At 67.9% G+C, this 13,661-nt stretch carries 13 protein-coding genes; 8 read left to right on the top strand and 5 right to left on the bottom strand.

Translation table 11 applies throughout. The annotated features are described in order from the left end of the window. Positions 1 to 48 precede the first annotated feature (48 nt). Positions 49 to 1,302 (top strand): CaiB/BaiF CoA transferase family protein, encoded by a 1,254-nt coding sequence (locus tag EL288_RS21835; protein ID WP_033453611.1) that lies wholly within the window; start codon positions 49 to 51, stop codon positions 1,300 to 1,302. Here EL288_RS21835 and EL288_RS21830 read toward each other — a convergent pair. After that, on the bottom strand, positions 1,280 to 2,242 hold the full coding sequence (locus EL288_RS21830; protein ID WP_003807766.1) for a LysR family transcriptional regulator: 963 nt from the start codon (positions 2,240 to 2,242) through the stop codon (positions 1,280 to 1,282). The two genes, EL288_RS21835 and EL288_RS21830, sit on opposite strands and share 23 nt — an antisense overlap. A 152-nt stretch (positions 2,243 to 2,394) precedes the next feature. Between EL288_RS21830 and EL288_RS21825 the strand changes: the two genes are divergently transcribed. The 3 genes from EL288_RS21825 (at position 2,395) to EL288_RS21815 (ending at position 5,129) form a co-directional block, all read left to right on the top strand. Next, the gene (locus EL288_RS21825) at positions 2,395 to 2,871 is read left to right on the top strand and encodes a MaoC family dehydratase (protein WP_010925819.1); all 477 of its coding nucleotides are present in this window, start codon (positions 2,395 to 2,397) and stop codon (positions 2,869 to 2,871) included. Continuing rightward, positions 2,868 to 4,100, top strand: a complete 1,233-nt coding sequence (locus EL288_RS21820) for a CoA transferase (protein WP_003807769.1) — start codon at positions 2,868 to 2,870, stop codon at positions 4,098 to 4,100. The genes EL288_RS21825 and EL288_RS21820 overlap by 4 nt, the downstream gene beginning before the upstream one ends. Positions 4,101 to 4,163: 63 nt before the next feature. Beyond that, complete coding sequence (locus EL288_RS21815; RefSeq protein ID WP_003807771.1) at positions 4,164 to 5,129, top strand: Bug family tripartite tricarboxylate transporter substrate binding protein; 966 nt, start codon at positions 4,164 to 4,166, stop codon at positions 5,127 to 5,129. Here EL288_RS21815 and EL288_RS21810 read toward each other — a convergent pair. Continuing rightward, positions 5,116 to 6,102: a LysR family transcriptional regulator gene (locus EL288_RS21810; RefSeq protein WP_003807773.1), complete on the bottom strand. Its 987-nt coding sequence runs from the start codon at positions 6,100 to 6,102 to the stop codon at positions 5,116 to 5,118. The genes EL288_RS21815 and EL288_RS21810 overlap by 14 nt on opposite strands. Before the next feature lie 143 nt (positions 6,103 to 6,245). On the opposite strand from EL288_RS21810, the gene EL288_RS21805 reads away from it, so the two are divergent. From EL288_RS21805 to EL288_RS21790, 4 genes are all read left to right on the top strand, one after another. Beyond that, entirely contained in the window at positions 6,246 to 6,650 is a 405-nt protein-coding gene (locus EL288_RS21805) for a RidA family protein (protein WP_015038827.1), read from the top strand. Positions 6,651 to 6,829: 179 nt separating this feature from the next. Further along, on the top strand, positions 6,830 to 10,201 hold the full coding sequence (locus EL288_RS21800; RefSeq protein ID WP_033458904.1) for a molybdopterin-dependent oxidoreductase: 3,372 nt from the start codon (positions 6,830 to 6,832) through the stop codon (positions 10,199 to 10,201). A 30-nt stretch (positions 10,202 to 10,231) separates the two neighbouring features. After that, the gene (locus tag EL288_RS21795; protein ID WP_015038828.1) at positions 10,232 to 11,695 is read left to right on the top strand and encodes a short-chain fatty acid transporter; all 1,464 of its coding nucleotides are present in this window, start codon (positions 10,232 to 10,234) and stop codon (positions 11,693 to 11,695) included. A gap of 132 nt (positions 11,696 to 11,827) precedes the next feature. Beyond that, on the top strand, positions 11,828 to 12,487 hold the full coding sequence (locus tag EL288_RS21790) for a GntR family transcriptional regulator (RefSeq protein ID WP_049788684.1): 660 nt from the start codon (positions 11,828 to 11,830) through the stop codon (positions 12,485 to 12,487). A gap of 29 nt (positions 12,488 to 12,516) precedes the next feature. On the opposite strand, the gene EL288_RS21785 is transcribed toward EL288_RS21790, so the two are convergent. The 3 genes from EL288_RS21785 to EL288_RS21775 form a co-directional block, all read right to left on the bottom strand. Next, positions 12,517 to 12,954 carry a hypothetical protein gene (locus EL288_RS21785; protein ID WP_003807784.1) on the bottom strand — a complete coding sequence of 146 codons (438 nt, stop codon included), beginning with the start codon at positions 12,952 to 12,954 and terminating at the stop codon, positions 12,517 to 12,519. Between the two features lie 190 nt (positions 12,955 to 13,144). Beyond that, a complete protein-coding gene (locus EL288_RS21780; RefSeq protein WP_226376466.1) occupies positions 13,145 to 13,306 on the bottom strand; it encodes a hypothetical protein in 162 nt (53 codons plus the stop codon). A 112-nt stretch (positions 13,307 to 13,418) separates the two neighbouring features. Next, on the bottom strand, positions 13,419 to 13,631 hold the full coding sequence (locus EL288_RS21775) for a hypothetical protein (RefSeq protein WP_033474203.1): 213 nt from the start codon (positions 13,629 to 13,631) through the stop codon (positions 13,419 to 13,421). Positions 13,632 to 13,661: the final 30 nt, after the last annotated feature.

The raw sequence follows: 13,661 nt of genomic DNA, 5'->3' as shown, positions 1-13,661 counted from the left end.
GATTGGTCAGGTTCGGGGCAAGCCGCTAGCCTGCGAGAGTGACAGCAGATGCAGTCGTTCTACCAGGAGCCAGCAGTGGCAGCAGATCTCAAAGAAGCCCCGCACCCGCCCAAGGCCTTGTCGGGGTTGCGGGTATTGGATATCGCAACCTTTCTCGCCGCGCCGTTTTGCGGAACCATCATGGCCGACTTCGGCGCCGACGTCATCAAGATCGAGCAGCCCAAGGGCGGCGATTCGTTGCGCAAGTTCGGCACGCCCTCGCCGTGCGGCGATACGTATATGTGGATGAGCGAGGCGCGCAACAAGCGCTTCGTCACGCTGGACCTGCGCACCCCGGAGGGCGCGGCGCTGTTCAAGGAGCTGGTGCGCGAGTCCGATGTGGTGCTGGAGAACTTCCGGCCCGGCACGTTGGAGAAATGGGGGCTGGGCTACGACGTCCTGTCCGAGCTCAACCCTGGCCTGATTCTGCTGCGCGTGAGCGCCTATGGGCAGGACGGGCCCAAGCGCGAAGAGCCGGGGTTCGCCCGCATCGCGCATGCGTTCGGCGGGCTGGCGCACCTGGCTGGCGAGCCGGACGGCCCGCCGGTCGTGCCGGGTTCGACCTCGCTCGCGGACTATATCTCGGGGCTGTGGGGCGCCATCGGCGTGCTGACGGCGCTGCAGGCGCGCAACCACACCGGCCTGGGCCAGGTCGTCGACATCGGCCTGTACGAGTCCGTGTTCCGCCTGCTGGATGAAATCGCGCCCGTGTACGCGGCAACCGGCTTCGTGCGGCGCCGGCTGGGCGCGGATGTTCCCAATGTGGCGCCGCACAGCCACTACCAGACCCGCTGCGGCCAATGGGTGGCGATTGCGTGCAGCAATGACCGGATGTTCGAGCGCCTGGCCAGCGCGATGGGCAAGCCCGAACTGGCCGGCGACGCCAGGTTCGCCACCGCCGCGGCCCGGGCGGAAAACCGGCCGGCCATCAATGCCCAGGTGGCGGCGTGGAGCGCCCGCTTCGACCTGCAAGCCTTGCTGGACCTGTGCCGCGACGAGGGCGTGCCGTGTTCGAAGGTGTACTCGATCGAGGACATCTTCCAGGACGAGCAATACCGGGCGCGCGAGAACCTGATGGAAGTCGACGATCCGCGCATCGGCAAGACGGTGCTGCCGGCCCCGGTGCCCAGGCTGTCGGGCACGCCGGCCCGGTTCCTGCGGGCCGGCGGCGCGCTGGGGCAGGACAACGCCGGGGTGTTCGAAGAACTGCTGGGCGTGTGCGGCGAGCGGCTCGCGGCGCTCAGGCAGGCGGGCGTCGTGTAGTCGCCCGGGCGGTTCGCCGTCCGCTCGGCCCGTGGATCAGGTCGCGCACCAGTTGCGCCAGCCTGGCCGCGGCGGGCGTCAGCTTTCTATGCCGCAGCCGCACGATCGCCACGTCCCGGGTCATCCGGGGGCTCGCGATGGGCAGCACCTGCACATCCTTGTGCGGCTTCGCGGGCAAGACCATGGCGGGCAGCACCGCCGCCCCGAGCCCGGCGGTGGCCATCGATATCAGCGTCTGCGCCTGCGAAAACTGGAACTTCGTATTGATCGTCAAGCCGCGGCTGCGCGCCGTATCGTCGATCAGGGCGCGCAGCGCCGTGCCGGGGTTGAGCAGCAGCAGCGGCATCGAGGCCAGCCGCGCCAGGGTGATCTGCTCGGCGGTGTCGGGGAAAAGATTCCTGGGCACCACCGCGTACAGGTTCTCGGTCAGGATGGGCTCGAAATCGAACTCCGGCAGCTCCATGATGGGCCCGATGCCGAAGTCCGCCTCTTCGCGGCGCACCGTCTCGAACATATCGCCCGAGGTCAGCTCCCGCACGAACACTTCCACGCCGGGATAGTCGCGCTCGAAAGCCGCCAGGATGGGCGCCAGCCGCGTCGACGACACGGTGGTCGAGCACGAGAGGAAAATGCGGCCGCGCTTGAGGTCCACCGTTTCCTGTATCTGCCGCAGCCCGTTCTCCATTTCGTGGACCGCCCGGCGCGCGCTCTCCAGCAATTGCGCGCCTTCGGCGGTCAGCCTGACCTGCCGCGTGGTGCGGTGGAAAAGGTCCACGCCCAGCTGCGCTTCGAGCTGCTTGATCTGTCCCGTCACCGCGGCCTGCGAGCGGTGCGAAAGCTCGGCGGCCTGGCGGAAGCTGCAATGCTCGGCCACCAGCATGAACGTATGCAGCAGCTTCAGATTGATGTTCGGTAAGGGTCGGCTCTTTTCTTTGCCCATGCGGCCAGCTCCGGTCGCGGCGCACCGGCCGGCGCGCCGCGGACTTCAATAGATGAATAATCGATAAGATTAATCACATAATAACTTTGCGCAAGCCTCCTATGATGCTTTCCGTGCATCACAGGAGAGCATTGAGCATGGACGCCAAGAGTATGCTGCTGGCCCGGGGCCGGTTGCTGGAGGACTTCAAGACCGGTGATCAGTACGCGCACTGGCCCGGCCGGACGATCACCGAGGCGGACAACATCCAGTTCAGCCTGCTGACGATGAACCGCCACCCGGCCCATTGCGACCATCACTACGCCTCGCAGACGGAGTTCGGCAAGCCCTTGGTCAACAGCGGCCTGACCCTGGCGATCGTGCTGGGCATGAGCGTCGACGACATCAGCGCCAACGCCGTCGCCAACCTGGGATGGCAGGAGATCGAATTGCTGGCCCCCGTGCATCCCGGCGACACCGTGTACGCGCGTTCGCAGGTGCTGTCGGTGCGCGAGAGCAAGTCCCGTCCGGGCCAGGGGGTCGTGACCGTGCGCACCGAAGGCGTGCGCGCCGACGGGGTCGTCTTCATGCGCTTTGTCCGCAGCTGCCTGGTTCCGTCGCGGGCCTCGCTCGCAGGGGCGCGGCAGTGAACCTGGATTTCCTCAAAGGGGTGCGGGTCATCGAAAGCTCCGCCTTCATCGCCGCCCCCCTGGCCGGCCTGACCCTGGCGCAGTTCGGCGCCGAGGTGATCCGGCTGGACATGACAGGCGGAGGCATCGACTACGAGCGCATGCCCCGCATGCCCGACGGAACAAGCCTGTACTGGACGGGCCTGAACAAGCAGAAGCGTTCCGTCGCGCTGGACCTGCGCAAGCCCGAAGGCCGCGACCTGGCCAGAAAGCTGGTGTGCGCGCCGGGGCCGGACGCCGGCATCCTGCTTACCAACATCGGCGTGCCCTGGCTGTCCCACGCCGCGCTGGCCGAGGGCCGCCCGGACGTCATCACCTGCACCATCGAAGGCAACGCGGACGGCTCGAGCGCGGTCGACTATACGGTCAATTGCGCCACCGGCTATCCGCATGCCACCGGCGACGGACGCGAGCCGGTCAACAGCCCGCTGCCGGCCTGGGACGCGTGCTGCGGCTATCAGGCCGCGATGGCGGTGGTGTCGGCGGTGCTCAGGCGGCGCCAGACAGGCCAGGGCGCGGAGCTGCGGCTGGCGCTGTCGGACGTGGCGTTTGCGCTGATGTCGCACCTTGGCACGCTGGCGCAGGCCGAGCTGCTGGGCGAGGACCGCGAGCCCTTGGGCAATCATCTCTACGGCGCCTTCGGCAGGGACTTCGTCACCCGCGACGGAAACCGGGTCATGGTCGCGGCCATTTCGAAAGGGCAGTGGCAAAGCCTGGTGCGGACATGCGGCCTGGCCGAGGCGGTGGCCGCCATCGAAGCGCGCACGGGCGCCAAGCTGGCCGAGGAGGCGCAGCGCTTCGCGCACCGGGACGCCATCGCCGCCGCCTGCGAGCCCTGGTTTCGGGCCCGCACGCTGGCGCAGGCCAAGACCGCGCTCGACGACGGCGGCGTCTGCTGGGGCCTGTACCAGACGGCGACCCAGATGCTGGCCCGGGACGGCCGGGCGGGCAGCGCCAACCCGCTTTTCGAGCGGATCGCGACGGCCGGCGCCGGCGAACACTGGGCGCTCGGCACGCCGGTGCGCGAGCCGCGCGCCACGCGCCAGCCTACCCAGGGCGCCAGCCGGCTGGGCCAGCACACCGACCAGGTGCTGGGCGAGCTGCTTGGCCTGAGCGCCCGGCAACTATCGGACCTGCATGCCGCCGGCGTGGTGGCGGGACCATCCGGCGACCCACGGGGCGCCCATTAGGCAGCTGGGCGGGCGCTTGCCCGGATCAGCTAGCAAAAAGGCTTTTACAACAAGGAGACTGTCATGACATTGCGCTTTGCCTCGCTGGCCGCGGCACTTTGCATCCTGGCGCCCCAGGCGCACGCGACCCAGGCCTATCCCGACAAGCCGGTGCGCATCATCGTGCCCTGGACGCCCGGCCAGGCCACCGACGTGGCCGCCCGCGCCGCCGGCGAAAAGCTGGCCGCGGCGCTGGGGCAGCCGTTCATCGTGGAAAACAGGGCAGGGGCCGGCGGCACCATCGGCGCCACGGCGGTGGCCAAATCGGAAGCCGATGGCTACACCCTGCTGGCCGGCTCGTCGGGCTCGGTGACGGTCAACCCGCTGCTGATGAAAAGCGGATTCTCGCCGTCCGATCTCGAACCGGCCGGCCTGGTCGCGAAGGTGCCCTATGTGCTGGTGACCTCGTCCGACTTCCCGGCAAAGACCGCGCAGGAACTGATCGACCTGCTGCGCAAGAGCCCTGAGAAGTACACGTTCGCCTCGTCGGGCAACGGGTCCATCGGGCACCTCACCGCGGAAGTCTTCATGGACAGCGCGGGCATCAAGGCCCAGCACATTCCGTACAAGGGCAGCGCCGCGGCGCTGACCGATGTCCTGAGCGGGCAGGTCTCGTTCATGTGGGACTCCGTCGCGTCGGTGGCCCCGCACGTGAAATCCGGACGCGCGCGCGCCTACGCCGTCTCTTCCGCACAGCGCTCGGCCAGCATGCCGGATGTGCCGGTGCTGGCCGAAGTCAGCGAGATCAAGGGCTTCGACATGGTCGCCTGGGTCGGCCTGATGGCGCCCAAGGGCACCCCCGAGGATCGCCTGGAGCGGATCAACCAGGCCCTGCTCGAATCCTTGCGCGCCAGCGATGTCGCCAAGCAGTTCGTGACCCTGGGCATCGACCCCTATCCCGCATCGCGCCAGGAGGCCAGGAAAGTACTGGCCGCCGAGAACCAGCGCGTCAGCGAGATGATCCAGCGGCTCGGCATCACGCCCCAGTGATATCGGGCGGGATAGCGGCCGGCCCGCCAGGCATCCTGGCGGACCGGCGCGGCGGCGGTGCGTCCGTCACCGGCGCATGTCGCGCCATCAGTTCCACGATCCAGTCGATGAACACGCGCAGCTTCGCGCTGACATGCCGGTTCTGCGGATACGCGATATACAGCGGCATGGGGTCGAGCCGCCAGTCGCCGAACAGCCGTATCAGCGCGCCGCGCTCGACGTGCGCCTCGGCCATGTACGTCGGCACCCCGATCACCCCCATTGCGGCCAGGCCCGCGGCAAGATAGGCATTGCCTTCGTCCAGCAGCAGGGCATGGCGGCCGGCCACCTCGATGCGCTCGTCCGCCCGCCGCATGGCGCAGGGAAACAGACGGCGCGCGCGCGACCACGAGAAGCCGATGATGCGGTGCTGGGCGTCTTGCAGCTCGCGCGGATGGGCGGGCACGCCGGCGCGCGCCAGATAGCCGGGCGAAGCGTAGACGCCCAGCTGCAGGTCGCCCACATGGCGTGCCGCCAGCGACAGGTTGCCGATCTGGCCGCCCCGGATGACGCAATCCACGTTCTCGTCGATCAGGTCCACTTCCCGGTCGCTGACCCCCAGATGCAGCAGAATGTCCGGATACCGCGCCTGGAAGGCCGGCAGCGCCGGGACCAGGATCGTGCTGGCGAACGGGCTGGGCACATCGACCCGCAGCCTGCCTCCCGGCGTGGCCGACGCGCCGGACAGGCTGGTCTCGGCGTCTTCCAGGTCGGCCAGCAGTTGCCGCACCCGCTCGTAGTAGGCGGCGCCGTCGGCGGTGGCGTTGACCTTGCGCGTGGTGCGATTGAGCAGCCGCACGCGCAGGCGCGCCTCCAGTTGCTGCACCAGTTGCGTCACGCTGGTCTTGCTCATGTGCAGGGTGTCCGCCGCCTTGGTGAAGCTGCCGGTCTCCACTACGCGGGCGAAGGCCCGCATCGCATCGAAACGATCCATCGTTGTTCCAGGCTGTCCGATTGTTTGGATTCTACAAACAATGTTGGGTGCGATCGCCTGTTTATCGGCTCGGCGGCGCTCATTAAAGTGGCTCGCGCTGCCCCGATGGGCACGTTTCAATCATCCATGATGGAGATACTTCAATGCCCGCACGCAACGTGGTTTTTCCGGCCGGCCGCCAGGCCTTGTACGACCGCAACCGCTATTCGCCGGCCATCCGGTCCAACGGCTTTCTGTTCGTCTCCGGCCAGGTCGGCAGCCAGGAAGACGGTTCGCCGAAACAGGGGCTGCAGGACCAGGTCCGCCAGGCGTTCGACAACCTCAACGCCATCCTGGCAGCCGCCGGGTGCGGCTTCGACGACGTGGTCGATGTCACCGTGTTCATGGTCGACCCTCAGTCCCGGTTCGAGCAGATCTGGGAAGTGGTGCCCGAGTACTGGGGCCCGGCGCCGCATCCTACGCTGACCGCCGTCGGCGTGACCTGGCTGTATGGCTTCGATTTCGAGATCAAGGTGATCGCGAAGCTGCCGCGGGCGAGCCAGGACTGAGGCGGTCATCGGGGGCCGCGGCTTGCTGGACCGGCCGTGCGGCCTCCGGTGGCCGCCGCTCCCCGGGGCCAAAGACCGCCATCCCTATCCGTGTTTCCCCTCATTCTTGTGTAATGCGTCACGCGCTACTATTCGCTCAAATTAAGTAGCGCGTCACGCATTACATAGGCAAGAGCAATATGGAGCAAGTCACGGGGTACTGCACGCTGTGCCGGTCGCGCTGCGGATCCGTCAACCACGTCGAGAATGGCCGGCTGGTCGCCGTGACGCCGCTTGCCGGCCATCCCACGGGCGGGGCCTTGTGCGCCAAGGGCCGCGCGGCGCCGGAAATGATGGCCGAAAGCCATCGCCTGCTGCGCCCGCTCAGGCGGACCAATCCGCGCGGCGCGGCCGACCCCGGCTGGCGGGAAATCGAGTGGTCCGAAGCCCTGGACGAAGTGGCCGCGCGGCTGGCGGTCGCGCGCCGGCGCGATGGCGCCGAAAGCGTTGCCTTCGCCGTCACCACGCCCAGCGGCACGCCCATGGTGGACAGCTTCGAGTGGGTCGAGCGATTCGTGCGGGTGTTCGGCAGCCCCAACCTGATCTACGCGGTCGAGGTCTGTGGCTGGCACAAGGACTATGCCCATGCGCTGACGTTCGGGCGCGGCATCGGCGTGCCGGACCTGGAGCATACCGACACCATGCTCCTGTGGGGCCACAACCCCGCGCGGACCTGGCTGGCGCAGGCCGCGCGGATCGCGGCGGCGCGCCAGCGCGGGGCAAGGGTGGTGGTGGTGGATCCGAATCGGGAGGGATCCAGCCAGCAGGCGGACTTGTGGCTGCGGGTGCGCCCCGGCGCCGATGGCGCGCTCGCGCTGGGCGCCATACGCCACCTGCTGCATACCGGCCGCTTCGACCACGGCTTCGTGGCGCGCTGGAGCAACGGGCCGTACCTGGTGGACGGCGCAAGCGGCGCCTTGCTGCGCGCCGCGGATTTGTGGCCCGACGCCGACCCGGCCGCGCGGGTGGTGATGCTGGACGGCAGGCCGGCCGCCAGCGGCCGCGGCGCGGATACCGCGCGGGCCGAGCTGTTCGGATCCTGGACCTTGCGCCTGCACGACGGCCGCGCGTGCGAGGCCGTGACGGTCATGCACGCCTTGCGGGTTGCGGTGGAGCGCTACACGCCGGACGAGGTCGCCAGGCTGGCCTGGCTGGACGAGGCCGAGCTGGCGCAATTCAACGCCATCTTCGAGAACGCGCCCCGGCTGTCCTATCACTCCTGGACCGGCGTCGGCCAGCATACCAACGCCACCCAGACCGACCGCGCCATCGCCACGCTATACGCCTTGACGGGCGCATGCGACAGAAAGGGCGGCAACCTGTGGACCGTGGCGCCGCCTTATCGCGCCGTCAACGGGTATCGGGAGCTGCTGTCGCCGGTGCAACGCGCCAAGGCGCTGGGGCTGGACGAACTGCCTCTCGGGCCGCCCAGCCTGGGATGGATCACGGCGCGCGACTTCTGCCGGGCCGTCCTGCAACAGGACCCCTATCCGGTGCGCACGCTGGTCAGCTTCGGCACGAACCTGCTGGTCTCGCAGGCCGAGACCGCCCGCAATCTGGAGGCGCTGCAGGCCCTGGACTTCCACGTGCACGTCGACATGAGCATGAACCCGACCGCCATGAACGCGGACATCGTCCTGCCGGCTAACATGCCCTGGGAGCGCGAAGCGCTGAAGCTGGGTTTCGAGATCACGCAGGCGGCCGTGGAGCATGTGCAACTGCGCCCCAGGATGGTGGAGCCCGCCGGCGAGTCGCGCGCGGACTACGAGATCGTGCTGGAGCTGGCGCGCCGCCTGGGGCTGCGCGATGCGTTCTTCGGCGCGGACATGGATGCGTGCTGGAACCACCAGCTGGCGCCGTTGGGTATCGATGTGCAGGCCTTGCGCAGGCAGCCCGAGGGCATCCGCTTTCCGCAGCCGTTTGCCCACGAAAAGTACAAGACCCTGCGCGACGGGCAGCCCGTCGGCTTTCCCACGCACGACGGCAGGGTGCAGATCCACTGCGCGGCCCTGCACGACATCGGCCAGCCCGCGCTGCCTTCCCATGTCGAGCCGGCCGACACGCCGGCGCGGCATGCCGGCGCATACCCGCTGGTGCTGAGCACGGCCAAGAGCGGCTGGTTCGTGCATTCGTCGCATCGGTATGTGGCGTCCTTGCGGCGTAAATCGCCCGATCCGCAGGTGTACCTGAGCACCGAGGCCGCGCGCGACCGGGGCATAGCCAGCGGCGACTGGGTGCGCGTGCGCACGCCCTACGGCGAAGTCGCCTTGCGCGCGAAAATCAACGCCGACCTGCACGCCAACGTGGCGATCGCCGAGTTCGGCTGGTGGCAGGGCTGCGAGGGCCTGGGGCGCGCCGACGGCGCCATCGTCGGGCCCGCGTCCAGCAATATCAACGCCATCATGACCGATCGCCACCGCGACCCCGTCAGCGGCTCGGTGCCCCTGCGCGCCACGGTGTGCGACATCGTGCGCGACGACGCGCGCAACCGCGGCAGCTGGAGCGGCGCGCGCGAATTCGTGCTGGCGCGAAAGCGCGGCATCGCGCATGACGTGGCGGAGTTCCGCCTGCTTGCCTGCGACGCGCAGGCGTTGCCCGATTTCCTGCCGGGGCAGCACGTCATCGTCTCCATGCCCGGCGGCGCCGTGCGGCGCGCCTACTCGCTGACCGGCCCCAATCGCGCACCCGCCCACCTGTCGATCGCCGTGCGCCGTGTGCGCGACGGCGACGGCCCCGCCGGGCTGATGTCCAATGCGCTGCATGCGCTGGACGAGGGCGCGCGCGTGCTGCTGTCCGCGCCGGCGGGCGTCTTCACGCCGCCCTTGCGCACGGCGCGGCCCGTGATACTGATGGCCAGCGGCATCGGCATTACCCCCTTTCATGGCTACCTGGAAGCGCTGGCGCAAGACGCCGGGCCTGCCCCGTCGGTGCTGCTGGTGCACGCCTGCCGCGATGGTTCGTCGCACCCGTACGGGGCCGAGCTCAAGCGGCTGGCGCAGCGTATCGGGTCGGTGCGCACCCTGACCGTGTATGCCGAGCCGGCAAGCCGCGACGTGGCGGGCCGCGATTACCAGCAGCGCGGCCGGCTGGATTTCGCATGGCTGTCGCCGGAGACGGTGGCGGCGCGGCCGCTGGTCTACCTGTGCGGCTCGCCGGGTTTTCTGGCGTTATGCACCGACGCCCTGGCGGCGCGCGGCGTCCCGCGTTTCGACATTTTCTCGGAAACGTTCACCAGCGAAAAACGCGTGCCGGACACCCTGGCGCCCCAGCCGATCGAGATCGAGGCAGAGCAGGGCGGCTTCACCTGGGACCCCGCGGCCGGCACCTTGCTCGACGCCGCCGAACGCGCCGGGCTGTCCCTGCCGAGCGGCTGCCGCGTTGGCCAATGCGAGAGCTGCGCCATGCACATCGTTTCCGGGCAGGTGGCCCACCTCATTGACTTCGATGGTTCCGCGGACACCTGCCTGACCTGCCAGGCGGTTCCGATCACGCCTTTGACGCTGCGCAGGTAATCCTATTCTTGCCTTCCTCAGGAGTTTGCCATGCCCAACAATCATCTAACCGCCGCTGCCCCCGCACAGGGCAGAGAGGCCATAGCCAGTCCCATGGAACGCTTCTCCCAGGCCATGGTCGCCTGGGCGGAGAAATGGTTTCCCGATGCCTACGTCTTCGTGGTCGTGGCGTGCGCGGTGGTCGCGCTTGGCGCCATCCTGCACGGCGGCGATCCGCTTGCCGTCAGCAAGGCGTTCGGCGAAGGCTTCTGGAGCATCATTCCCTTCACCATGCAGATGGCCATGGTGGCCATCACCGGCTACGTGCTGGCCTTGTCGCCGCCCGTGGCGCGGCTGCTGCGGGCGCTGGCGCGCGTGCCCTCGACCCCGCGCGGCGCCGTGGTGTTCATCGGCACCCTGAGCATCCTGCTGTCGCTGGTCAACTGGGGCCTGAGCCTGATTTTCTCGGGCCTGCTGGTGCGCGAAATGGCCCGTCGCAACGATCTGCGCCTGGACTACCGCGCGGCCGGCGCCGCCGGGTATCTGGGGCTGGGCTGCGGGTTCACGCTGGGCATGAGCTCGTCGGCCGCGCAGCTGCAGGCCACGCCGGCCAGCATTCCGGCCTCGCTGATGCCCATCACCGGCGTGATCGGCTTCTCCGAAACCATACTGACCTGGCAGAACCTGGTGGTGGTGATCCTGGTTACCGTGGTTTCGGGACTGGTGTGCTACTTCACGGCGCCCAGCCCGGAGCGCTCCTTGACCGCGCAGGACCTGGGCGTGGACCTGACCGAACCCGAGGCGCAGGCGGCGCAACGCCAGCGCCCCGGCGATTACCTGGAGTTCAGCCCCTGGCTGACCGTGGCCGTGGTCGGGCTGGCCTCGGGGTGGCTGTATCTCACCTTCCGCAGCGGCAACCCGTTCATCACCATGTCGCAGCTGAACACCTACAACTTCGTGTTCCTGCTGCTGGGCCTGCTGCTGCACTGGCGGCCGCGCAGCTTCCTGGAGAGTTTCGGCCGCGCCATGCCCAGCATCGGCGGCGTGATGCTGCAGTTTCCGTTCTACGGCGGCATCGGCTACGTGCTGACCAAGGTCGCCAACGTGCAGGGGCATACCCTGTCGGACGCGATCGCGCACTGGTTCGTCAGCCTGGCGCACGACAGCAGCGTGTTCTCGATACTGGTCAGCATCTATTCGGCATTCCTCGGCTTCTTCATTCCGTCGGCCGGCGGCAAGTGGGTGATCGAGGCGCCGTACATCATGGACGCGGCCAACCAGATCCAGGCCCACCTGGGCTGGACCGTCATGGTCTACAACATCGCCGAAACGCTGCCCAACTTCATCAACCCGTTCTGGATGCTGCCGCTGCTGGGGATACTGCGCCTCAAATCCAAGGACCTGGTCGGCTATACCGCCATGCAGTTCCTGGTGCACTTCCCCATCGTCGTGGCCGCCGGCGCGATCCTGATGCACACCTTCAGCTATGTCCCGCCCGTCATCCCGGGACAGTGAGGCCGCCCGCCATTGCGCCTGCCCATCCATGGACCATGCAAGTTGAAAAACCGCCCGCCATCCACTGCGGCGCGTCACGCGCTACATCAGCGGTTTTGTTAAAGTGAGGGCTACAACAACGCACGAACCAGCATGGAGGTAAACCGAATGGCGAGGATGGCGCCGCCCGCGAATCTGCGAGAGTCCGTTATTGCGCAATTGCGTTCCCGGATCGTGTCGGGCGCCGCGGCGCCGGGCATGATCTATTCGGTTCCCAGCCTGGCCAACGAGCTGGGCATCTCCACCACGCCCGTGCGCGAGGCCTTGCTGGAATTGAGCCGCTCGGGCCTGGTCGAACCCTTGCGCAACCGCGGCTTCCGGGTCCAGGCCATCACCGTGCAGGACCTGGAAAACCACTTCGACGTGCGCGTCATGCTGGAATCCGGCGCGCTGGCCACCCTGGCGCGCCAGGGCCTGACCGACACCGCGCCGCTGGTCGCGCTGGCCGACGAAGTGGCCCAGGCGGTCAAGGACCAGGACGTGGGGCAGTACATCGAATCCGACCGCCGCTTCCACGAAGCCCTGGTCGCGCGCGCAGGCAACCCGCTGCTTACCCGGATGATCATGCATCTGCGCGCCGACATGCGGCTCTACGGCATCAATTCCGAGGAGGGCCGCGTGCGCCAGCGCGCCTCGGTCGACGAGCACTACGAAATGATCGACCTGGCCGTCAAGCAGCAACCCGAGGCCATCGTGGCGCTGATCACCCGCCACATCGAATCGTGGAAACCGCTGTTCGCCGCGGCGCTTTGAGCGGTAATCGGGGCGTGGCGGGTGTCTCGTCAGCGCGCCAGCTTCATTGAAACGTCGGTGTGAGTGCCGCGATCCAGGTCGACGCCGGGTTCGACCGTGCATTCGGCCAGCGCAAGCAACTCGTCCGATATCTCGCCGCCCTCGATCCGGCGGGCGATATCGTCGAGCAGCAGCGTGCGCGAGGCAAAACCCTGGCCCTTGAGCCCTCGCGCGAACAGCCGATAGGCCAGATGAGGTTCCACACCCGTCATGACGCCCAGGTCATGGATCCTGCCTTGATCGTTGCGAAGAACCAGACGCCCCGGGCGGGCGTATATCCGGTAAACGCGCCAGGGCGACAGGATCGCCGCATGCGTGCCCGGCTGATGCCGGCTGTGTCCATCGGGGCGCGTGCCGCCTGTTGCCGGCGGCAGAACCCCGAGGCAGGCATTCGCCACGCGTGCGAGGGCCTTCTTCAAGCGCTTCATGATGGGAAACCGAATGGATGGAGGCCATGGCAGGGCAGGCGGCGCAAGGCCGATGAATGCATCGCCTTACGCTGGCCCCCGCGTCCATGCGATGAGTCAGCGCGTTCTCACAGTTCCGCGATCATCCAATCCGGGCGAAACGCGTTGCGTCCAGCCTTGCGGAGATGAGCGGACCGCGCGCGGCTTCTTGCTACTGCGGCGTGTGCTGCTTGAGCGGATCGTTCTGTGCCTGCTTGCGCGCCGCTTCGTCTTGTTCTTCCTGGGTCTGCTTGTCTTGCGGCTTGTCGGGTTGACCGTCTTGTCCCGGCTGGGTTGGAGGGCCTGCGGCGGCGAAGCGTGTAGGGAATGTCATGATGTGTACCTTTTGGGTTGTCGTGGCGAGTGCCACCTGTCCACAGTACGCGCAACGACAGGCAGGACCTACGGTTAAATTGAAACAAGCCGACCAAGGGCTGTGTCGACGCTCAAGTGCCGGCGCGGCCTGTCTTGCGCGTCGTGTCGAAGTAGGCTTCGAGTCTGATTTCCAGGGACGCGTGGGTTCTGGGCGGCGGTTTTGCCGTCAGGCAAAACCATCGCGCCGTGAATTTCTGGCCGCGGTCGGGAGCAATGCCATGCTTCTGGCACCAGGCAGCGGCTACGGCTTGCGCCTCGTCTTCGTTCAGGAAAATTTTGGGCATGCTTGCTCCAACGGGCGTACTGTCCAACGG

Origin of the sequence: Bordetella bronchiseptica (genome assembly GCF_900636925.1) — a bacterium.
In the GTDB taxonomy this organism is placed as follows: domain Bacteria; phylum Pseudomonadota; class Gammaproteobacteria; order Burkholderiales; family Burkholderiaceae_B; genus Bordetella; species Bordetella pertussis.
The sequence above is the reverse complement of the archived record's forward strand: the minus strand, read 5'-3'. Positions and strand labels throughout refer to the sequence as shown.